16 protein-coding genes are annotated in these 21,606 nt (G+C 53.8%); 6 read left to right on the top strand and 10 right to left on the bottom strand.

The features are described 5' to 3' along the window. The first annotated feature begins 100 nt into the window (after window positions 1–100). The 3 genes from MFFC18_RS16055 to MFFC18_RS16045 all read left to right on the top strand — a co-directional run bounded on the left by MFFC18_RS16055 (window position 101) and on the right by MFFC18_RS16045 (window position 3,059). Window positions 101–889, top strand: a complete 789-nt coding sequence (locus tag MFFC18_RS16055; protein ID WP_075082000.1) for an SDR family NAD(P)-dependent oxidoreductase — start codon at window positions 101–103, stop codon at window positions 887–889. Window positions 890–1,076: 187 nt separating this feature from the next. Further along, on the top strand, window positions 1,077–2,387 hold the full coding sequence (gene xylA / locus MFFC18_RS16050) for a xylose isomerase (RefSeq protein WP_075082001.1): 1,311 nt from the start codon (window positions 1,077–1,079) through the stop codon (window positions 2,385–2,387). Window positions 2,388–2,564: 177 nt separating this feature from the next. Then, complete coding sequence (locus tag MFFC18_RS16045) at window positions 2,565–3,059, top strand: RDD family protein (protein ID WP_075082002.1); 495 nt, start codon at window positions 2,565–2,567, stop codon at window positions 3,057–3,059. A gap of 1 nt (window position 3,060) precedes the next feature. Here MFFC18_RS16045 and arsS read toward each other — a convergent pair whose 3' ends face one another. The 5 genes from arsS to MFFC18_RS16020 all read right to left on the bottom strand — a co-directional run bounded on the left by arsS (window position 3,061) and on the right by MFFC18_RS16020 (window position 8,390). Beyond that, window positions 3,061–4,107 (bottom strand): arsenosugar biosynthesis radical SAM (seleno)protein ArsS, encoded by a 1,047-nt coding sequence (gene arsS, locus MFFC18_RS16040; protein ID WP_075082003.1) that lies wholly within the window; start codon window positions 4,105–4,107, stop codon window positions 3,061–3,063. A gap of 175 nt (window positions 4,108–4,282) precedes the next feature. Further along, complete coding sequence (locus tag MFFC18_RS16035) at window positions 4,283–5,530, bottom strand: S1C family serine protease (RefSeq protein ID WP_148618917.1); 1,248 nt, start codon at window positions 5,528–5,530, stop codon at window positions 4,283–4,285. Window positions 5,531–5,549: 19 nt separating this feature from the next. After that, on the bottom strand, window positions 5,550–6,797 hold the full coding sequence (locus MFFC18_RS16030) for a S1C family serine protease (RefSeq protein WP_075082005.1): 1,248 nt from the start codon (window positions 6,795–6,797) through the stop codon (window positions 5,550–5,552). 39 nt (window positions 6,798–6,836) lie between these two features. Next, window positions 6,837–8,069, bottom strand: coding sequence for a prepilin peptidase (locus MFFC18_RS16025; protein WP_075082006.1), 1,233 nt, complete (start codon window positions 8,067–8,069; stop codon window positions 6,837–6,839). Window positions 8,070–8,138: 69 nt separating this feature from the next. After that, complete coding sequence (locus MFFC18_RS16020) at window positions 8,139–8,390, bottom strand: CDGSH iron-sulfur domain-containing protein (protein ID WP_075082178.1); 252 nt, start codon at window positions 8,388–8,390, stop codon at window positions 8,139–8,141. A 182-nt stretch (window positions 8,391–8,572) separates the two neighbouring features. Here MFFC18_RS16020 and MFFC18_RS16015 point away from each other — a divergent pair, with 182 nt between their 5' ends. After that, complete coding sequence (locus MFFC18_RS16015; RefSeq protein WP_075082007.1) at window positions 8,573–9,871, top strand: outer membrane protein assembly factor BamB family protein; 1,299 nt, start codon at window positions 8,573–8,575, stop codon at window positions 9,869–9,871. Window positions 9,872–9,892: 21 nt separating this feature from the next. Here the strand turns inward: MFFC18_RS16015 and MFFC18_RS16010 are convergent, their stop codons facing one another. Beyond that, window positions 9,893–12,955: a serine/threonine-protein kinase gene (locus MFFC18_RS16010; protein WP_075082008.1), complete on the bottom strand. Its 3,063-nt coding sequence runs from the start codon at window positions 12,953–12,955 to the stop codon at window positions 9,893–9,895. A 248-nt stretch (window positions 12,956–13,203) separates the two neighbouring features. Here MFFC18_RS16010 and MFFC18_RS16005 point away from each other — a divergent pair, with 248 nt between their 5' ends. Then, a complete protein-coding gene (locus MFFC18_RS16005; RefSeq protein ID WP_075082009.1) occupies window positions 13,204–14,703 on the top strand; it encodes a M20/M25/M40 family metallo-hydrolase in 1,500 nt (499 codons plus the stop codon). A 186-nt stretch (window positions 14,704–14,889) separates the two neighbouring features. After that, a complete protein-coding gene (locus MFFC18_RS16000) occupies window positions 14,890–15,747 on the top strand; it encodes a methyltransferase family protein (protein WP_157665007.1) in 858 nt (285 codons plus the stop codon). Between the two features lie 157 nt (window positions 15,748–15,904). Here MFFC18_RS16000 and MFFC18_RS15995 read toward each other — a convergent pair whose 3' ends face one another. From MFFC18_RS15995 to MFFC18_RS15980, 4 genes are all read right to left on the bottom strand, one after another. Then, a complete protein-coding gene (locus MFFC18_RS15995) occupies window positions 15,905–17,326 on the bottom strand; it encodes a hypothetical protein (protein ID WP_075082011.1) in 1,422 nt (473 codons plus the stop codon). 199 nt (window positions 17,327–17,525) lie between these two features. After that, on the bottom strand, window positions 17,526–18,524 hold the full coding sequence (locus tag MFFC18_RS15990; RefSeq protein WP_075082012.1) for a KpsF/GutQ family sugar-phosphate isomerase: 999 nt from the start codon (window positions 18,522–18,524) through the stop codon (window positions 17,526–17,528). Continuing rightward, window positions 18,524–20,530: an ABC transporter ATP-binding protein gene (locus tag MFFC18_RS15985; protein ID WP_075082013.1), complete on the bottom strand. Its 2,007-nt coding sequence runs from the start codon at window positions 20,528–20,530 to the stop codon at window positions 18,524–18,526. The genes MFFC18_RS15990 and MFFC18_RS15985 overlap by 1 nt, the downstream gene beginning before the upstream one ends. A gap of 187 nt (window positions 20,531–20,717) precedes the next feature. Continuing rightward, window positions 20,718–21,605 carry a class I SAM-dependent methyltransferase gene (locus tag MFFC18_RS15980; protein ID WP_075082014.1) on the bottom strand — a complete coding sequence of 296 codons (888 nt, stop codon included), beginning with the start codon at window positions 21,603–21,605 and terminating at the stop codon, window positions 20,718–20,720. Window position 21,606 lies beyond the last annotated feature (1 nt).

Here is a 21,606-nt window from a genome sequence, read left to right as displayed (position 1 = left end):
CGACGACTTGATCGGAAAAGTTTAACATCGTCGTTAAAAATGAAGCGATTCCCCAATATTGCCTCGTACACCGAAGATTTCGCAGCTAGCATTCCACGCTATGGAACAATGGAAAGACAAAGTCGTCGTCGTCACAGGCGGTTCTGCCGGCTTCGGCAAGGCCATCGTGGATGCGTTCGCGGCGGCCGGAGCCACGGTCGTCAGCATTTCGCGTTCGCCCGATGAGCACGGCGGCAATGGTGAGCGTGGCAATGTGTTTTCTGTGCAAGCCGACGTTACCGATGACGAATCCGTTGCCGCTGCCGTCAGCCAAATCATTCAGCAGCATGAGCGGATCGATGTCTGGATCAACAACGTGGGGCAGTCGATTCGAGTCGCATTCGAAGCCGCGACGATGGAGCAATATCGACAGCTCATGGAGATCAATTTCTACACCGCCGTTCGATGCAGCCTGGCGGTGCTTCCGCATTTGGAGAAATCCTCCGGCTCGATTGTCCAAATAGGAACGCTTGCAGCGCGAACTGGCTGGAAGAACATCGCTCCGTACGTCACCAGCAAACATGCGCTTTCGGGTTTCGCTCACCAGCTCAGAATCGAAAGCCCTGACAACGTGCACTCTCTGTTCGTCTGTCCCGGACCAATTCGCCGCGACGATGCAGCGACTCGATATAAAGCACAATCCAACGGTCTCGGTGACGCTGCATCCACGCCAGGGGCCGGCGTAAAGATCTCTGGGCTGGATCCGGAATGGCTGGCTCGGCGAATCGTCACTTCGATAGAAAAACGACAGCCCGAATTGGTCGTGCCGGCCAAAGCTCGCCTTCTGTTCTCGATTCTGCAGCTCAGTCCGCGGCTGGGAGATTGGCTGCTGCGAAAGTTCGCCTCGTAGCGGACTGAACCGTCACGGGTCCATATTTTGACACGCCAGCGAGCTGCCGAATGTTCCAATGAACCTCGTCGTTTTGGACGGAGTTGCTAAATTTTTTCAAGTCGAGCCGAATTCCTAATGGCCATGTGACCATCTTCACGATAAAACAGTGGCCGTAATCTCATAACCAGCCGTTTTGGAGCCATTGATGGGCGCTTTTTCCGATATCCCAAAGATCAAGTACGAAGGTCCCGATACCGACAATCCATTTGCCTTCCGTTGGTACAACCCGGAAGAGATGGTTGAAGGTAAATCGATGAAGGACCATCTTCGGTTTAGCGTCGTTTATTGGCACACCTTCCGCGCCAACGGCAGCGATCCATTTGGCATGCCGACGCTGGATCGCCCCTGGGATGACGGTTCGGAGTCAGTCGAAAATGCGGTCAATCGTGTTCGCGTCGCGTTTGAGTTCATGGAAAAGCTGGACGTGCCGTACTACGCGTTCCATGATCGCGATGTCGCTCCCGAAGGCCAATCGCTGGCTGAGTCGCATTCAAATCTTGACACCGTGGTCGACGCTCTGGAAGAAGAACAGCAGCGGACCGGCATCAAGCTGCTTTGGGGCACGGCGAACATGTTCACCAATCCGCGCTTCATGCACGGAGCCTCAACCAGCTGCAACGCGGACGTGTTTGCGTACTCCGCAGCTCAGGTCAAAAAAGCGATGGAAGTCACCAAGCGTCTTGGTGGCGAGAACTACGTTTTCTGGGGTGGCCGCGAAGGCTATATGAATCTGTACAACACAGACATGAAGCGGGAGATCGATCACCTCGGTCAGTTCCTCAACATGGCGGTGGACTACGCGGACAAAATTGGTTTCGACGGAACGTTCCTGATCGAGCCGAAACCCAAAGAGCCGACGAAGCATCAGTACGACAGCGATGCTGCGGCGTGCATCAACTTCCTGCGAGCCTATGGTTTGATGGATCGTTTCAAGCTGAACATCGAAACGAATCACGCGACCCTCGCCGGCCACACGATGATGCACGAACTGGACTACGCGGGAGCCCAGGATTGCCTTGGTTCGATTGATGCGAACACGGGCGACCTGTTGCTTGGTTGGGATACCGATCAGTTCCCAACGGACTTGTACCTGACCGCTCAGTCGATGCTGATCATCCTGAAGTACGGTGGTCTCGGCAGCGGCGGAGTCAACTTCGACGCCAAAGTTCGTCGCGAAAGTATCGACTCTGAGGATCTCTTTCACGCGCACATCGGCGGCATGGATGCGTTTGCTCGCGGATTGAAAATCGCAGCGGCAATTCGTGCCGAAGGCGGATTGGGCGACTTTGTAAAACAGCGTTACAGTTCTTGGGATTCCGGTATCGGTGCCGAGATCGAAGCGGGGAATCACGACTTCAGTTCGCTCTCTGACTACATGCTTGAAAAAGGCGAATCGGATCCGAATACCAGTGGTCGCCAGGAGTTCCTCGAGAACCACATCAACCGGTTTATCTAGATCTTGCCGCGACAGCCTGCCGTTCGCGGGAGGCACATTTCAAAACAGGAATTGTGACGGGTGTTTGCCCGTCACTTTTTTTGTGCGCTCGCTGTGTCGCTTCGCAACATTTGCACTTTGGACCTGCTAAAATTTTTCTATTAAAGAACCACTTATTTGTTTTCCAAGAGGATTTGCGTGTCTGAAAACCCCTTCTCAACTCCACCTGTTGGTCCTCAAGCTTCCAATGTTCCAGTAGCAGACTCTCTCATCCAAAATGCTTCACAAGGCAAACGGTTTCTTAACTATTTGATCGATCGCATCGCGCTCTTCGGTATCTCGTATGTGGCTGGATTGGCTCTCGCCAGCGTGTATTTGGCCGGTCGGGCAACGATCACGGAGCAGGAAGCGTCTACGTTGACATTGCTGTCTTACCTCGTTGGTTGGTCGATCGTGTTTTTGTTCTACGCTTTCTTGGAGAGTACAACAGGTCGCACTTTGGGAAAATTGGTGACAGGAACAAAGGTCGTTTCCGAACACGGTGGATCAGCCTCGATTGGCCAAATTCTGGGACGAACTGCTTGTCGATTCATTCCCTTTGAGCCACTCTCGTTCTTTTTCGGTGGAGACACCAATTTCCCGACTGGTTGGCACGATCGAATCAGCGGTACGAGAGTCGTGAGCGCCAAATGATCTAGCTGATCGCACCCTGGCATCCAGATCCCGCGCCAGCGGTGCAGCCAAAGCAATGTCTTCCTGTGACGATTTTCCGACCGTTTAGCGTCGTTGCGTCAAACTGATCGATCGTCGCCGGTGAAGAACTTTCGACGCCTAGCTCCAGCATCTGGTTGAAGTCGCAATCGTACAGCCGGCCTTCCCAGCTAACGCTTAGCGTCTGTCGGCACATCACGCCCAATGCCGCGGCAGGGTTGAAGGCCTCGATCAGTTTTTGCATGTAATCGTCATACTGATTCGACTCCAACAGATGGTCGAGGTAGCGGCTGATCGGCATGTTGGTGATCGTGAACAGTCGCGTAAACTCAATTCCGTATCGCTGTTGCAGTTGTTCGCGATAGGCCTGTTCGAGTGATTCCTGTGACGGCGGCAAGCTGGCCCCAACCGGATTGTAAACCAGCGTCAGGCTCAGTTTGCTGTCTGGTTTTCCGTATCCAAGTTCGTTGAGAATCTGAAGCGCCTTGATCGATTTTTGAAACGAACCGTCGCCGCGTTGCGAGTCCGCGTTCTCTTCCAGATAGCACGGCAGTGACGCCACGATTTCGACTTCATTGTCCGCCAGGAACTGCGGCATGTCGGTAAAACCATTCGCCAGCAGAATCGTCAGGTTGCAGCGGTCGATCACGTGACAGCCCAGCTTCCGGGCCTCGGAAACGAAGTACTTGAAGTGCGGGTTCATCTCCGGCGCACCGCCGGTTAGATCCAGCGTCGAGATGTCGCTCGCCGCGATCGCCTTCAGACAGGCATCAACCGTCGCGCGATCCATGTTTTCGACTTTACGATCCGGTCCGGCGTCAACGTGACAGTGCTGACACGTCATGTTGCAAAGCTTGCCAACGTTGACTTGAAGGATCTCGATTTGATCGGCGATCAGCGTCGACAATTCGTGCTGTTTGAGCATTTCATCGAAACGGACCAAATCGCCGCTGGAGAGGATCTCGACCTGGTTGGCGGCAGCAGCCAATTCCGAGCCACGGCGTTTGAGAGATAGGACAGGCAGGTTCACGAGGAAAGGATTCCCGGGGTAGAAGTAAACGAGAATTATGATTTGAGAAGCCGATTGCCGTCAATGCCGTGACAAGTTCGGTTCATTTTCGAACGAAGCGAAGTTATGTTGCCTGAACTAATCCGGGGTGAAAGAAGCGATCGCACAAAATGCGAATCTCTCGTTGCAAATTCTGCTACTCCAGAATCAGTTCGGATTCGTCCAGATGTTCCAACAGGAAGCTCTGAACTGAATCCGCCGGAATCGCCAATGACGCGACTCGCATCGAGCGGGCAATATTGATTCCGCAGAACTTTCCTTGCAAATCGACCAGTGGCCCGCCGCAGTCCAATGGATCGACCACCGAATCGTGCACAATCACGTCGCCAAAGCCGCTGCGACGTTTGCTAAAAGGTCCGCCGCCCCAGCGATCCCGTTTGGATATTTTGGTCAGCTCGGGCACCTTGGCCGTGATCTCCGACGCCTGTCCGTTGCGTTGGAAAGCAATTGAAATTAAGTCCCCGACCTGAATCGATTGCTCCAGACGATCGAACTGGGCTTGGTTAAGAACAGGTTTGCGATTAATGGAAATCAAACGGTCTCCCACCAGCAGCCCAAGCCGTTCACCAACGGTTCGTGGATAGACTCGAGTCAGCTGCAGGGACGGGCTGAGCGTCAGTCCCATGTCGATGCAGGTCTCGCAATCTCGTTCCATCGCCTTTGCCGTTGGCGGTGCGGTCGTCATGCCGACGGCCAGCGACTGGCTGTCGGTTCCAACGCCGATGACCAGTTTTCCAGTCGCCATACGCTGCGAATCCGTAAACGCAATCGCTCGTAACGTTTCCTTCGGCATCAATTCGTCTGAACGCAGTGACAGCAACGCAAGGTCATTCGCCTGGTCAACACCAACGATCGACGCGGACCACATCTGGTCGTTGGCGTGTATGTGAATTTGATCGAAAGGCGTATCTGAAATCAGGCTGTGTTTGGTAACCACGTGGCCGGCGGAACTGACAACAGTGCCCAATGCCACACGCTCGTCCTGCAACCTCACTTCAACCACGCTCTGCTGGAACCCTTCGGCAATCAACTCGGTGGCATCGAGAATCGGTTGAGCGGTCCGCTGGTAAATTTCTTTCGGGAGAAAAGGCTCCGCTGTGACCGTTTTGCGAAGAGCAGCAGGTTTTGCAGAAGCGTTGGGGATAGAAAAGTTGGCGTCGCGTTCAAGGACGACAACCGGATACGGAGAAATCGTTCGCTTGGTTTGCGTTGAGGCTTTTTCGTCCGATGACTCTTTCAGGTCTTCGGTTTCACTCTCGCTTCCGGTTTCGTTCTTATTCGTGGCGGTTTGCCCTTCGCATCGAATCGGAGCGAAGAAGAACAACACCGTCAACGCGGTTGCGAATCGCACGCTTGTAGATAAATTTTTGGGTGACAATTTCATGTTGCAAATCAAAGGAGGGTTAACGCTGGTCGAGTGTCACGATGTGTTGAAGATTGACCCCAAAGCGATTGACTCCGACGGTGATCTTGTCGCCACCCTGCCGCGTCGAGAGATACTTTAACAGTTCGGCAAAGCTTCCGATTGTGGTTTCGTCGATATGCGAAATAACGTCTTCGGGCAGTAGTCCGGCCTTTTCGGCAGGCGAATCTCTTCTGACGTCCCTTATCCGAACGCCGTTGTGAGATGATTCGCCGTAAATTCCCAAATACGGTTTTTTCGCTGTAGTCGCCCCGTTGGCCAAAGATTTTTTCCTCGCAGCCATTGCGGTCACGACGTCCACGTCCTGTCGAGTCATCATGTAGGTCCAATCCTCTCGATAGCGGGCAATCGGAACGTGCAAGTTCTGCGTCACGTCCAGACGAACGCTGCTGTTAATACCTAGCAGGTTGCCGTTGAGGTCAACCAACGCACCGCCGGAGTCGCCGCCCATGATCGGACAATCGGTCACAATTTTTCCACGGTATTGACCCGTGACCCGACCGATTCGAGCGCTCGCAGGTTTGTCACGTGGCCATGAAAGTGGATAGCCGAACGCCACGCACCACTGTCCTGCTTGCGCCGTGTAGTCGGGCGACACGGTTTTCAGATAGGGCCAAGGTCCGTTGCCAATCAGTTGAATCGCAGATGTGTCGTTGGCGGCGTTGGAGCCGAGTGTGATTCCTTTGACGGTTCGCCCGTCTTGCAGGCGAATGATCAAAACCCGGTTGGCTTTGCGAGTCACATGAGAAGCCGTGATGACGATGCCAGACGGTTTCACAATGACTCCGGTTGCCGTGTCTCCAATCGAAACGATGCATGGCGTGACTCGAGGGATCACGTTCTCAAGCATTGAGTCGATCCGACGTAGCTTTTTTAGCTCAGCGAGCTTCTTCGCATGTTCCACGTCTGATTCGGTTTTGGCGTTGGCGTTGGAGTTAGCTTGGTCTTCGTTCTTCGCTGATAAATCTTGAACGGTCTCCTCATCCGGGCTTTCGACCTTGCTCTTACCGATGTCGTCGCGTGAGTTTTCATCGGGATTCGGATCCGGCGAAGCGGGAGTTCCCTCAGCGATTTCTTTTGCAGAATCAGCGGGTTTGGGATCGGTAGATTCAGAAGCCGAATCATCGACAGATGGCGTTGGATCGATTTCCTGAGCGATGGCATTCGCAGTCGAGAAAACGATTGCGGCACCGCAAAGCAGGACTCGCACTAGGTCGGCAGGTGTCATGGCGAGTAAAACAAGTGAGAGAAATGACTGGCGAGCAATCTATTCTAGGTCGTCCAGGGTCATTGGCAAATCAATAAGTGTCTCCGGATTCGATTCTGGCGTTGACGAGCACAAAACTCGCTGGACCGACGCCAGCAAAATTAGATAGCCGACACCACATGTCAACTGTTGAACACCGCTCGCCGGCCCGGGCCACCATTGACAATGGCTCTGTAATCGCCACAGACAAAGATGCAACAGCGTCGCCAGGAACAGCAGCCCGCAAACTCCGACTTGTCCAACTCCGCGTCTCATTGAAACTGGCAGCAGCGACGTGCAAGCGGAAAGCGAAAAAAAGATCACAGCGATCGACAGTACGGACTGCCAGCCAAGCGACAACCCGATCAGCAGTAGACTTGCGAAGGCCCCAAACGGCGGCTCGTTTCTCGAGAATCGCACCAGCAGAAAGCAAGCTCCGCTGGCAGCACATCCAAGTCCAATCGAAATCAGAAAGTCGACGGGGCTATCCAACAGGCTCAAAAAGTGATTCGACGCAACTCCGTCTTGCCAGGTACCGAGCCGAAAGTCCAATATTCCCGGGCCTTGTGGCAAAACCTGAAATCCTGCCGCGCCGATGATGCCAAATACAACCAGGGAGACCGGTGCCTTGAACTTTTCCGTCGCCGCAATCGCAAAAGTAAAAATCAGCGACAGCAGCGTCAGGTGAAACGTGAGCGTCAACAAAAGGTCGGCTTGAGGAGCAAACAGGACGCTCTCGATGCCCGTTTGCGCGTTGATTGTTCGAAATGGAATCGACGCGCCGCCGGAAGTCGTCTGCACAACGAACAGAATCAGGAAGGTGAACCCAAGCACCAGTTCTGCGATTAGGTAGCGGACTGGAATAGGAAGATCGCAATTTGCACAACGTCCTCCGTTCTTCAACCAGCCCAACACGGGAACGTTGTTCCGGGGGAACTTGAGTTGCACATTACACTGCGGACAATGGCTTGATCCCAGAATGCTTTTCTTGCGCGGGACTCGCCACGCGACGACATTCAGAAAGCTCGCGAAACAACTGCCAACAAAGAACACCCAGATCAGGCAGAAGCCTCGCAACACAGGAATCTGCAGGTGCTGCAATTGATGCAACCACCAACTAACCCTGTCGCCAGGCACATAGCCAAGGTTCAGCATCAGCGTCATGGCCAGCGGAACGACGAACAGCAGAAACACCAGGAACGCAAATCCCAGCCATACTGCGAGGTTCAGGATTCGACCGACAACTTTTAGCATATGAAGTTCAATTCCGGGTTCGCAGAACCGCCTTGAATTTCGGCAATCTGAAAACGCAGAATCCGAAAATCAGGCGTCGTCTGGAAGGTCGTTGTGGGAACCGTCGCAAAGCATGCCGTTGGCCGAATGTTTACATTGGCAGAAATAGCAAGCCTCAGATTTTTCAGCTGTAAAAACAACCGGCACGAAACCGGTGCCTTTGTGTTTGCCGTCGCAGAATGGCTGCGACTCGGACAATCCACAAGAACACCATGCGTACTTCTTGCCCTCTTCGACTTCGACTTTCGCAGGAGCCTTCGCGGCGACTTTTGGTTTGTCCATGACGGGATCTTTCTGTTGGGGATCGTTCACCACATCGTTCAAGAAATGTAAGCGACTTCGCAGTCACTGTAATCGTTGTTGCGAGATCCGGAAAGTCGTCTGCTTACGACCAAACGAGTTGCGAATTCTGATAAAATGCCGAAAGGTTCGGACCGTCCGTTTTGTCAACCAATCGGTGAAGCATGTTTTGTGATCGAAAAAACTGTACGTTTGTCATTCTGTTGTTCGCCTGTTGCGTTTTTGCATCGACAAACCTCGTCGCCCAGGAATGGCCTCAGTGGCGCGGCGCCGATCGTCAAAACCACTCGTCGGAAACGGGGCTGTTCGAGTCATGGGGAGTCGACGGTCCAAAGCTTGAATGGACGGCGACAGGGCTTGGTCGAGGCTACGCAACCGTTTCGGTCGCCGATGGAAAAATCTACACTTCTGGCGACACCGACACGGCTCAACAAGTCACCGCTCACTCACTCGACGGCAAGAAATTGTGGGCCACGCCGATTACCCAGCGACCGCCCAAGCATCCATACCAGGGAAGCCGTACGACTCCGACCTTTCATGACGGCAAGCTGTACGTTGTCGGTAGCGATGGAAGCATTTGTTGCCTGAATGCCGACGATGGCAAGAAAGTCTGGACGCGAAACTTCGACGAATGGGGCGGAAAGATGATGTCGGTCTGGGGGTTCAGCGAATCGCCGCTGGTGGACGACGGAAAGGTCATCTGTTCGCCTGGTGGAACTTCCGGCACGGTTGTGGCTCTGGATCCGGAGACTGGCAAAGACATCTGGGCTTGCACGTTGCCGGACTACGGTGACGAAATGGGGCTCAATGGAAAGTCGCTGATGGATGGAGCCGGATACTCTTCGGTCGTTGTTTCCAATGGCGGCGGCGTCAAGCAATACGTTCAACTGGTTGGTCGCGGCTTGATCGGAATTCGAGCCTCGGATGGCAAGTTGTTGTGGCGTTACAAAAAAGTTGCCAACGGCACGGCAAACATTCCGACCGCGGTGATCGATGGCGATTATGTGTTCACCTCAACGGCGTACAACACCGGTGCTGCGTTGCTGAAGTTGTCAGCAGCGAAGGATGGCGTCGAAGTAGAAGAAATTTACTGGCTTAACTCGAAGACGTTCCAGAACAAACTGGGCGGCATGACGCTTGTGGATGGGCATATTTACTGCGGTCACGGAAATGGGTCCGGCCTGCCGATTTGCATCGAGATGATGACTGGCAAAGTAAAATGGGGTCCGATTCGCGCGAAAGGCAAAGGGGAATCATCGCTGATCGTGGCGGACGGTCACATCGTTTGGCGGCGACAAAACGGCGAAGTCATTCTGACGAAAGTGAACTCTGAAGAGATGGAAGTCGTCAACAGTTTCATGCCGAAAATCCAGGAAGACAACTCCTGGGCTCAGCCGGTGATTGCCGACGGCGTGATGTATCTTCGCGAGCAAGACAATCTGATGGCCTATCGCTTGAAGTAGGTCTGCTGAGATGCTGACAGGTCATTCCTGATTCAGTGGACTGTTGGCATAGGTTGCGCTGTCCATGAACCAGTGTAGATCGGGTTCGGCGCGAATGGCCTGTGCGATGAGCGGGTTGCTTTCTGTTGCTTCAAGCAAGATCGCTTCGATTCGCTCAGCTAAATCGAGCTGTCTTTGGTTTCGGGTTGAGTCATCCATTTCGGTGACTTCGTCCAGGTGTTTGCCTCGCAATGACAACATGCGAACGGCGTACGCAGGAATGTTCTGTTGAGTGAACGGATGGCATCCCTCGCGAGTTTGCAAATGCGAAATCAGCTCTTCAAACGAATGGCAACTCAGGTCTGCATTCACGCGACGAATGCGATCGAGCGTTGCCTCAGTGAACTGGGGTGTATCGTTAGACGTCGCTTCCGCCACGCCAATAAGGAACAGAGTGCAAACTTCAGAGTCGACTGAACTGATTGTCGTCGGATTTCCCAGCATCACATTGGTCGATTCCTCCACCAACGGTGCGGCAAATTCAAATAAGGCGTAAGCGCTGACGCCACTTTCTGCGAATTTGTCGATCCCATCAATCAGCTCAGCCATTTCTCGCGTCGCGGTCTGAGCCGCCTGCCAATTCTGCTGTCTCAGGAACACCAGCGACTGTTCGAGTTTTATTTGTGACAGGAATCGCCGCAGCATGTTGGTCATGCCGAACTTGTCGGCCAATGACATGTGGATCTCGGTCGCCTTGTCGTAGTTCGCAATCGACTCATCGAGCTTTCCGGCCGTTAACAGCGTTTGAGCTCGCATGGTCAACGTGCTGGCGATGTTCGCCTGCCAGTCAATGTTCTCCTCGTCCGTTGCAGAAAGCTGTTTGAACAACCCCAGAGCTGTCTCAAGGTAATCCAGTGACGTTTCAACCTGGGCGGCCGCATTGTGCCCAGCGGACTCCATGCGAAACAACACCGCGTTGCCGTAAACGTAGTCCGGATGATCCGGTCGCAGACTTAACAGATGCTCGATATGCTCCCGCGCACGCTTCCAGTGAGTCACCGCTCCCGGCAGGTCGCCGGACTCCAAATAGGCACGCCCCAGTCGCGAATGCAAATGGTAGCCCGCGTGATAGGCAGGCTCGCTTTCCGGTTCCAGCTCAATGAGCCGCGCCGCATCAACAGCCGCGATTTCACCAACCCGAATTGACTCAGCCGGCGGTTGGTGCTGCCAAAGGTAGTCGATGTCCCGACTGTAAGCGCTGACCGCGTTTTGCAAGAGCGTTTTGTTGTCCGGGTATTGCTCTCTCAACTGCCCTAACAAATCCTCGGCTTCGGCTTTAAGTTTCGCGATTTCAGAGTGATTGCTGTGTCGAATGTGGTGACCGACGAGGTGATCCAGGGCGACGTAAAGGTCCACCTGAAACTCAAAGTCGTCCGGTGCGCTGGCTTTGTTAGCCCGAGCTATTTCGATCGATTTTTCGAACGCGCTGACCGCCGTTTTGCTGTCGCCTCGGAGCGAATGAAGTTGAGCAATCCGCTGTTGTGCCACCATCGCAGTTCGATCGAACTTTCGCGAACCACGAAACTCTCCGATCGATTCGAGTCCTGAGATCGCCACGGTCAGCACCTGGTCGCGGGTCTCAATCGTCGCCGTGTTGGCCGAGAGATCTTCGTAAAGTGAATTAACCAAATGCCACAGCGAATCGATGGCCGCTTCGCGATCCGCTTCGGCCTGAAGTTGAGCTTCTTCAGCGATTTTCTGTTCTCTCAGGATCGTCTTGTTCGCCGCGTTCAACTTGAACGCGGCAAAAGTAGATCCGCCAGCGAGCAACAACAGCAGGCCCAACGAAGTGGCGGCCAACGTTGCCAGTCCCGGTTTGCGACGGCACCACTTGATCGTTCGCTGCAATCCATTGACCGGGCTGGCCAGAATCGGCTCACCATTTTTGAAACGTGCCAAATCGTCGACGAGCATTTGAGCCGACTGGTAGCGGCGGGCCGGATCCTTCTCCAGGCACTTCTGGCATATCGTCTCGATGTCTTTCGGAATCGAAGCATTCAGCTGTCGAAGCGAAACCGGATCCGTCGTTGTCACCTGATGAAGGATGTCCCAGGGAGTCGCCGCATCGAATGGCGAACGACCGGAAAGCATCTCGTACAGCACCGCGCCGATCGAGTACACGTCGGACCGCGCATCCGCTGGCTGGCCCTTGGCCTGTTCGGGCGACATGTAAGCCGGAGTCCCCAGCACGTCTCCGGTTGCGTGCAACGATTCGGCTCCGACCTTTCGCGCCAAACCGAAATCGGCGACTTGCGGCTTGCCGTCGGAGCCAAGCAAAATGTTTCCGGGCTTCAGGTCGCGATGGACTACCGAATTCGTGTGAGCAAACTCAACGGCTTCCGCGACCTGCCTCGCGATAGAAACCGCTTCGTCAGTTGTCAGCGGACCGTCCTGGAGTTTATTCGCCAACGAGCCTCCGTCGACGAACTCCATCACCATGTACGGGTCTTCGTTATGGACGCCGACGTGGAACACCTGAACGATCGATGGATGAACCAACGACGCCGAAGCAGAGGCTTCGTGGATCAGCCTACGGGTGGCCTCCTGATCGTCTGCTGCGAGTAGAAACTTGATGACAACCGTTCGGTTTAGCTTTTGGTCGAGAGCGCGATACGCGATTCCCGATCCGCCGCGACCGACGACTTCCAGCAGTTCGAAACCCGGGACGCTGCGACGATCGTGCGATTTGATGTTGCGACTGGGAATGGTTTCGCCGCCCACGCTGGTCGCAATTTCTGCTTGCGGTGTGGCCGGAACGTCGAGGGCTTCATGGACCTGAAACTGGCGGTTGATTTTTTCTTTCAGCTCCGGAAACAGGTGGGTGTAATCCGAACGTTGCGGATGTTCGCCTCGCTGTTCGCGATACAGCACTTCAGCGTACAGCAAATCGATGAGGACTTCGTGGCGATCCTTGAGCGTAGGGAAACGTTCCACGATCTGCCAAACCTTGATCGGCTTTTCGGTTTCCCAGCTAATTTTTTGCCGCTCAAGCAACGTCTCAAGCGTGAGCTTCGCTTTTTCCATCTCGCTTTTTCCCAAAGCCATCCCGTTTTTCGCTCTATGAGCCCTGCGTCAAAAGGGCTCTACACTATTAAAGACGTAAGCAAGGCGTCGTGCAGGACAGAAATTGAAAAAATGATTTGCTTTGCAAGCCTCGTATGGCAATTTCAGATCCCCAGCCATTCGGTGATTCGTTTCACTTTTCACACCACGTCTCGCCAGACAGGTAGTAGGAAAACAGGCGTCTGGAGGTAACAATAAAAACTTAACATCCTGTTCAATCGAAAGATCCCATGCTGCTGACGAAATTCTGCCGGGCTCGCGTCCTGACTCTCTCATGTGCCTTGATTTGCACCGTTTCGATGTTATCTGGCGTGGCCGACGCGCAATACGCGACGACGACAGCACCCCCAGAAGAATTAAAGGCAGGGTTTGACTCGATCACCGAACAGCAAGCCGAAGCATTCCTGTCCGTGTTGGCCGGACCAGGGTTCGAAGGTCGCGGCACCGGTCAGGTTGGCTATATGAAGGCCGCCCATTGGGTCGCTGGAAAGCTGGCGGAGTTTGGGCTTGAGCCAGCCGGTAACGGCGAGACTTATTTTCAGACCATGCCGATGACACGTCGCATCGCGGTGATGGACAAGTGCAAGATTCTTGGCTCGGATGATTTCGAAGTCGAAGGCAAAAACAACGTCGGGTTCGATCGACTCACCGACGCGGGTGAAGTCACTGGCGAAGTCGTTTTTCTGACTCTGCAGGGCGATTCTCCGACGCTTCCTGAAGACCTCAATCTGCGAGAAAAGATCGTGATCTATTCCGCGGACGACAAAGCCGCAGGACGTGCTCCGTTTCTGATCGCTCGCAAGCGTCCTTCGGCGTCAATGCGGGTTATCGAAGACACGCCTGTTTCGATTGCTCAGAACCTGTTTCCCGGCCGCCGTCGCCGCGCTACCAGCGTTTCTGGCACGATCACAAGCGATACTGCTGCGAAGATTGCAGCCGCCGCGGACGTCCAGGATGACTGGTCCAAAAACAGTGGTGCTTACGAAAGCGGAAAAGAATTCACGATCACAATTCCAATGCGAGAAGAAACTTCGGGCGCTCCAAACGTGCTCGCCTGGATCGAAGGTTCGGATCCGGATTTGAAAGATGAGTACGTGGTCATTGGAGCTCACCTCGACCACCTGGGAATTCGTAACGGAAAAGTTTACCCGGGAGCAGACGACAACGGCTCGGGCTCGACGGCTGTCCTCAGCATTGCTCGCGCGATGGCATTAAATCCAGTCAAACCCAAACGCAGTATTCTGTTTATGTGGTTTACCGCCGAAGAGGTTGGGTTGCTGGGATCCAAATACTACACAGACAATCCGATTCATCCTGTCGACAAGATGACTTGCATGTTGAACATCGACATGGTCGGTCGAAATGAAGACACCGGCGAAGGCGACACCGACGCGGACAACGAAGGCCATATCCATCTTGTCGGCAGCCAACGTGGCGACAACGATTTGCATGAATTGATTCTCGCGGCCAACGAACACGTTGGATTTGAGTTCGAGCTTGATATGGAAAGCGTTTGGAACCGCAGCGATCAGATCAATTTCTACAACCAGGGCGTGCCGGTCGCGTTCATGTTCGGCGGCATGCATCCCGACTATCACAAGCCATCGGATCAGCCAGCCGATATCAACTTCAAGAAGATCACCGCTGCTGCAAAGCTGTACTATCTGGCGCTCTACAGTGCGGCCGATCACGGACGCTTTGAGCCCAATCCTTCTCGTGATTCGAGATAGTCTGCCTCGAAACTGTCGGCCTCAGGTCTTACATTTTCCATCGACCTGATGCCTCCAAAAAGGTCGCGGTGTTTCAAGCACTGCGGCCATTTTTGCGGTCGATCTAAACCTCAGTCGCCATTGGAAAAACGACGTTCTGTTCAGGCTTTGTGAAGGCCGATGTTGTCTGGCTTGAGGCTCGGAAGCATGAAAGAAACTGGCTACCTGCTGCAAGCTGCCTTGGTTAGCGTTTGGTGGGTTGCACTCGCTTCGGATGAATCCTTTTTCGCTGCTTTCCAGTTCAAGGGAATCCCTCCGGTCGCATTTTGGGCATTCTTTTCACCAGACATCATCCTGATAGCCACTGCGTCAGCGATTCGCGCATATCGAGACGTTACTGAGTGTGAATACGTCATCTTGGGCGCTTTCGGATACGCAGCACTCTATTGCGCCAACGCAACTCTTTTAACGGCCAGCGGATTCTTGCCCACAGGGCTAATGCTTCTGGGAGTCGCCTACAACATATTTCTTTGTTTTAACGAATCTTTGTTTCGCAATTCCTCATCCAGCCACACGCGGAACGTTCTCAAAACTATCATTCAAATCGTGTGTATCTGGATTTTGGCATTGGTGGTGATCCCCTACGTGATTCTTGATGCGTTTAATGCTCTTGCGATGCCGAAGCTTTCAATCTCGCTATTTCTTGGAACGGCTATGTTCGGATGCTTTAGCGTGCTGGGATTATGCAGTTCCTACTTCATGGTTCGTGACGGCTCGGGAACTCCTCTTCCGCTCGATCAAACCAACAGGCTGGTTGAATCAGGACCCTATCACTTCGTCCGTAATCCAATGGCAATTGCCGGGATCGGACAGGGCATCGGAGTTGCCGTGATTTTTCAATCCGTTCCGATATTGATATATTCGCTGCTAGGTGCGTTGGTATGGCACACGGTCGTCCGCCCAATCGAGGAACGGGATATGGTTCGGCGTTTCGGCGGTGCTTACCTTGAATATCGCCACCGCGTTTCTTGTTGGATACCGACGTTTTTGAAACGTACCGGTTGATTAAACGTGGCGCCATGCCACAAATCGAATTCTACGTGCAAAAGTGATTAGTCGCTGGCCATGTTTTCGGATATCGCGATGACGGACCTTGAAGTTTTGCCTTAACCAGTCGCCAAGGCAAATTTTGTAAACGATCGTCTTCAACTTCCGAACTGCACTATGATCGCAACGTGAAATGAGTCTTGGCGCTGGTGTTGGGGTACCAGTTCGGGAAGTTAGACCATTTCACATTGGCCGCTCCATCGTTCGAGTCCAGTTCCGATTCGATGTCGTCCACAAGGATGTAGAAATCGTTGTCCAGGTCGGCGCCCTGCCCCGTCGGCATTGAGTAAATCGAGATCCAGTACTGTCGGTTCGATGCCATTGTGAAATCGATGTCCGCTGAATAGCTAAAAATCCTTCGCGTCGGTCCAAGATTGCTCCATGTTCGCCCGGTATCCTCGCGATTTGCATTGTTGCCAACATTGAACGTCGCCACCGGATTGCCGACAGGAGCCTGATAAGTCCCAATTGATGGATCGTCAACAAAGCCGCCTTCATAGATTTCGATCACGAAATTGTCTCCAGTTAGCGGCGCGGTGGAATTCTCGTAAGAGCCCAGCCATTCGATCGAACTGAGTCGAGTGCGTTGATTGAATTCGACAAAATCCGCGACGAAGAATGAATCGTCCGGTTTCAAGTACGACGCGAAACCATAGTCGACCTCTGAGGCGTTGCGATAGACAACCTCGTTGTTGAACTCGAATCCTCGCAACGAAACTCGCGCTGAAACGCTTTCTGCGATCGTCAGGCGTGAGATATCTGTATCGCCCTGTCCCGCGATGATCACGTTTCCATCAATCACGCCGTGAACCAATTCGCCCGAGACTTCATCGTCGCCGTCGCCGGTAAAGATTTCCAGCCCACCGGTGCCAATGTTCGGGTTGAGAATTTCGACCGTGTCAGCGCCGTCCTGAGTCAACGCAAACTGCGGAGAGCCAAGGTGCTGGTTCGAAGCCAGTTTCAAATAGTCGTCGCCGGTACCGGTCGCCATGATCGCGCTACCGCGCGTGATCGTGTTCTCGATCGTCAGGCTGTCGTCGCCGTCGAGCGTCATCGCAAAAAGCGTGTCGGTGATCTGAGTGTTCGTGATCGCAACGTTGTCGTCGCCATCAAACGTTTGCACAATCGCCGTGCTGAAAAAATCAGTTTTGGAAATGTTGACAAAGTCGTCCCCAGTCCCGCCGTAGACAATCGAAAGGTCATGGAATCGAATGCCGTCGACGTTCACGCTATCGTTTCCTGGCCCCATGTGAACGCGCAGTCCACCCGCGAATTGGCTGGTGACACGCGCATCGCCAGAAACTGCGGTGCTGTTCCCAACGGTGACCGCTGCGCGGCGGTTGATGGTGGTTCCGTCTATTCCGGCGATCCTGATGGTTCCATCGCTGGAGTAAATCCGGATCTGGTTGTCTTGCTGGTCGCCACGAATGTAGATGTGGTCGCCGTTGAAGTTCGCGTTGACGTTGCCCGCAAGGAGTCGCTTGGGCTCAAGGCTGCCATAACTTAGCGACTGTCGAGTACTTCGATTACGTTGCATCACTGTTCTCCTGTTCCGGTCGACAAGCTTCGACCTGACGATTTGCCCCAACGCCGATTTTAACCGAAAGCGTCACGACTCGAAGAACCTTTCGACTTTCGCCGCGGAAAAAGCGATCATTGAAAGTCTGATCACGGGAACGGCAGGTCACCGTTTTGAGTTGCACCCAAGGTTACCGCAGAGAGATCAGCTGTCCTGTTTAAAGACTGACAACGTCTGTAATGTCGATCAGTCCGATTGGCACACCGCCAGAATCGACAACCGGCAGTTCGCTGATGTTCCGGCAGGCGAGAGTTTCAATCGCGACTTCCAGTCGAGTGCCTCGTGTGACCGTTACCGGGCCGTGTGTCATGACTTCGGCGATCGACTGATCGAACTGCGAATCCTGCTCTCGTTCCAACAGCCTTGCAAGATCGCTGTCGGTGAAAACTCCAGCGAGTTTTCCGGACTCTCTCGCCACCACCATCACAGCACCGCTGCGACGGGACTCGCTTTTGCTGCGAATGTAAATTGAACGCACCGTTTCGTCTTCGACAGCAACACGGCACTGTTCGATTGGACGCATGATCTCTTCGACCAGAGAAAGTCGACGGCCCAGCGATCCGCCGGGATGGAACCTGGCGAAATCCTGAGGCTGGAACTTTCGTTCATGCGACAACGTCAGCGCGATCGCGTCGCCAAGCACCAACATCAACGTCGTGGTTGTCGATGGAGCCAGACCGAGGTGTCCGGATTCGCAAGTTTTGCCGTAATCGAGCACCAGATCTGCCTGTTTTGACAGAGTCGAGTTCCGGTTCGCTGTCACGGCGATCAACGGAACGCTGAACTTTTTTATTGAGGGAAGCAATGTGACGACTTCGGAAGTTTCGCCGCTGTTGGAAAAGGCGAGAACCAAATCTTCGGGCCCAATTCTTCCAAGGTCCCCGTGGATGGCTTCTGCTGGATGCAGGAAATGGCTGCGCGTTCCGGTGGAAGCCAGCGATGCGCAAACTTTCTGTCCGATCCAACCGGCCTTGCCCATTCCCGTCACGATCACGCTGCCGCGACAGCCAAGCATTAGCTCAATCGCCAGATCAAACTCGGCCGGCAACTGCTTCCCCAATCGATCGACGGCTTCGGTTTGTTGCGCGATGACTTGGGACGCATACTGAATGCGCTCAAATGAAATTGTGTTCTGTTTCGTTGCAGCACTCGCCATCAGGCAACCTCATCCAAACCAAAGTTCTGCATCCGCTGATAGACCGGGCAACGAGCCAGCAACTCGTTGTGAGTTCCGCAATCCACCACCTCGCCGCCGTCCATCAACAGGATTCGATCGACCAGGTCCAAAGTGGAAAGTCGATGAGTGATCATGACCGTCGTCCGCCCTTTGATGAACTCCGCCAGAGTCTCGTGGATCAGCTGTTCACTTTCCGGATCGATTTGACTGGTCGCTTCATCCAGAATCAGGATTTCCGGGTCCTTCAGGATCGCACGGGCCAGAGACAGCCTTTGACGCTGCCCGCCAGAAAGCTTTCCGCCATGTTCTCCGATTTGAGAATCGTATCCGTTGTCTAGGGCTTCGATAAAACCATCGGCGTGCGCCTGAATCGCCGCATCGCGAACCTGCTCGATCGTCGCGGACTCGTTTCCATAAGCGATGTTTTCCGCAATCGTGTCGTTGAACAACATTGTCATCTGCGTCACGTAGCCAATTTTCTGACGCAGTGATCGCACGTCGAAGTCGCGAATGTCGTGGCCGCCGATTTCAATCTTACCGCCGCCCACGTCAAAGAAACGTGGGATGAGATTGATCATCGTGCTCTTGCCGCAACCGTTGGGACCAATGATCGCCAACGATGTACCGGCCGGAATCGAAACGTTGACTCCCTTGAGAACCTCGTTGCTTTCATCGTAGCTGAAACGAACGTCACGAATTTCGATGTCAAGCTCACCAGTCGGAACAGCCGTTGGGCTGGCAGGAGACGCAACTGCAGGAGTCTGATCAATCAACGGGAACACGCGATCGGCAGCAACGACTCCGCCCTGAATCGTGTTGTAGACGTCAGCCATTTTTCGCAGCGGATCGGCAACACCGATCAGGAAACCGAAGAACGTCAGCAACGTTCCGTAGTCCATCACCGTTGAACTGAGTCGAATTGGTCCAAGGAAGCATGTCTCGTTGATGACCAGATAGCCGCCGGCCAGAACGCTGAGCGTGATCATGCCGACGCCGAGCAGTTCGCTGTTGATGCGTGAGAGCGAATTGTAAAACGCGATCCGCATGCCTTTTTTGTAAACGTCGCGAGCCACGGTCTTGAAACGAGTTCGTTCGTTGGGCTCATTGGTGAACGCTTTAACGACCCGCAGATAAGTCAACGCCTGATACAAACGGTTCAGAAGATTGGCAGACTCTTCGACTGCTTTCTTGTTCGCACGCTTGGTCATTCTTGCCAAACGCATCATCAAATAGCCGGCCAGCGGGCAGATCAACATCGAGAACAACAGCAAACGCCAGTTGAACCAGGCAGCTCCACCAAGACAAACGGCCATCTTCATCGGTTCACGAATCGTTTTGCCGAACAGGATCGAAATCGCCTGACCGATGGCTCCTGTTTCGCCTCGAATTCGACTGACAAGGTCACCCGTTCCGCGCACGCCCAATTCGGAGACTTCCATGTCCAGCACGTTTCGAAAGACATCGTTCTGCATGTCCAGAACAGTTCGCTGTCCGACTCGAGCAACCAAAACCATGTTGCCCATCAGGAACAAACCACGCATCACGGTGCCCAGGAACATGAATCCCATCAACCAGCCGAGCGTTGCGAAAGCTGATTTTGGCGCATAGCTTCTGATCCACGGCGCCAACGTTTCGGTCCACCATTTCCGCGTGACTTCACCATCCAGTTCGGCGTTCGCCAAAGTGATTTTGGTTTTCAGTGAAGCAACTGAGTCCGGGGCCGCCGCTGCTTTTTCTGCTGCAATCTGCGATTCGAGGTCAGCTATCTGCTGCTGCTTTTCGGCAATCCGGGTATCGGATTCCCTGGAACGTTCATCGACCCACTCGACGAGCGTCTTTTTCTGCATCACGATTTCGACGAAAGGATAGACGGCGCCCAGGTTTGCGCCCCAGAGAATCGCGACCAATAGGCAGCACACAAACGATCCGATCAGGGACCATTTGTACTTGAGCGTCATCCATAGCGCGCGGCGGAGATTTATCATGTTCGTTTCGCGTCTGCTTCCATGCGTTGGCGATTAGTGAGCAGCGTATTTTAGAAGGCGGGTGGCGTGCTGACCAACCCCAATGTTGCAGGCACCGCCCAGGCTATAGCTTTGGCGATTGCAGCCTGAATCTCTGGTCGTGCCGTGGCCCGTTCGTACCTCGATTTAAATCAACAGAACGTGAAGCTCAGGCCGCTTTTTGCGCGTCCATGGCGTTCAGCTTGCGACATTCAACAAACAGAGAGTCAGGCTTTCTGACGTTCCCGTTCTCAGAATCCAGCTCGAAAGACTCGTAGTCGTCAATGCTGCTGTCGATCGCCGATTGAACCTTAAAGTCTGTGAATCCTCGAGCCTGACACAGTGTTTTGAGCGAGTATCGATCGTACATCCAACGATGAATCTCGCCCTGGTTGCGAAACAGCCCTTCGTCGAATGAGCGCAAAGCGTCTTTGCCGAGCAGTCGACGAATGATCCAGCGAGTCAAACCAAACTTTGCTTTCTCAATTCGAGCGGTGGCTTTTTCGGTAAACGTTAACACGCGAGTCGTATTGTCGTCTCTGCCGTGCCCCATGTCCTGACAGCGTGAAAATTCGTCACCGACTCGGGCGCGAACGAAACCCGAGTTCTTGATCTCATCGCCGGCCATATACTGGCCCATGGAACCGCCCGAATGACTGCGAACCAATTGGTCGAGCAATTCCAGCTTCATCCATTTGTAATTGATTGCAGCGCCCGTTTCGCCGGCCCAGGCCTGACGATGGTAGTTCAGGTACAAGGTCGCAATCTGTTCCAGATTCGGCACCACAATTCGCAGCACGCCGCCGGGACGAAGCACCCGATAACATTCGTCCAACAGTTTTTCGCCATCGCCAGGATCCAGGTGTTCCAGAACGTGCGAATGGTATACCGCATCGAATTGGTCATCTTCGTACGGCAGGCCTTTGGTGATGTCGTGTTGAACGACTGCCGGATCGTAAGATTCCAGATCAATATTGATCCACGCTTGATGGAAACGGCGGCCGCAACCGACATTCAACAAACGGGGAGGATTCGAATTTTTCGGATCGTGGTTCAAG

The sequence above is a fragment of the Mariniblastus fucicola genome, assembly GCF_008087665.1.
GTDB classification, from domain to species: domain Bacteria; phylum Planctomycetota; class Planctomycetia; order Pirellulales; family Pirellulaceae; genus Mariniblastus; species Mariniblastus fucicola.
This window is presented reverse-complemented; position numbering and strand designations above follow the sequence as displayed.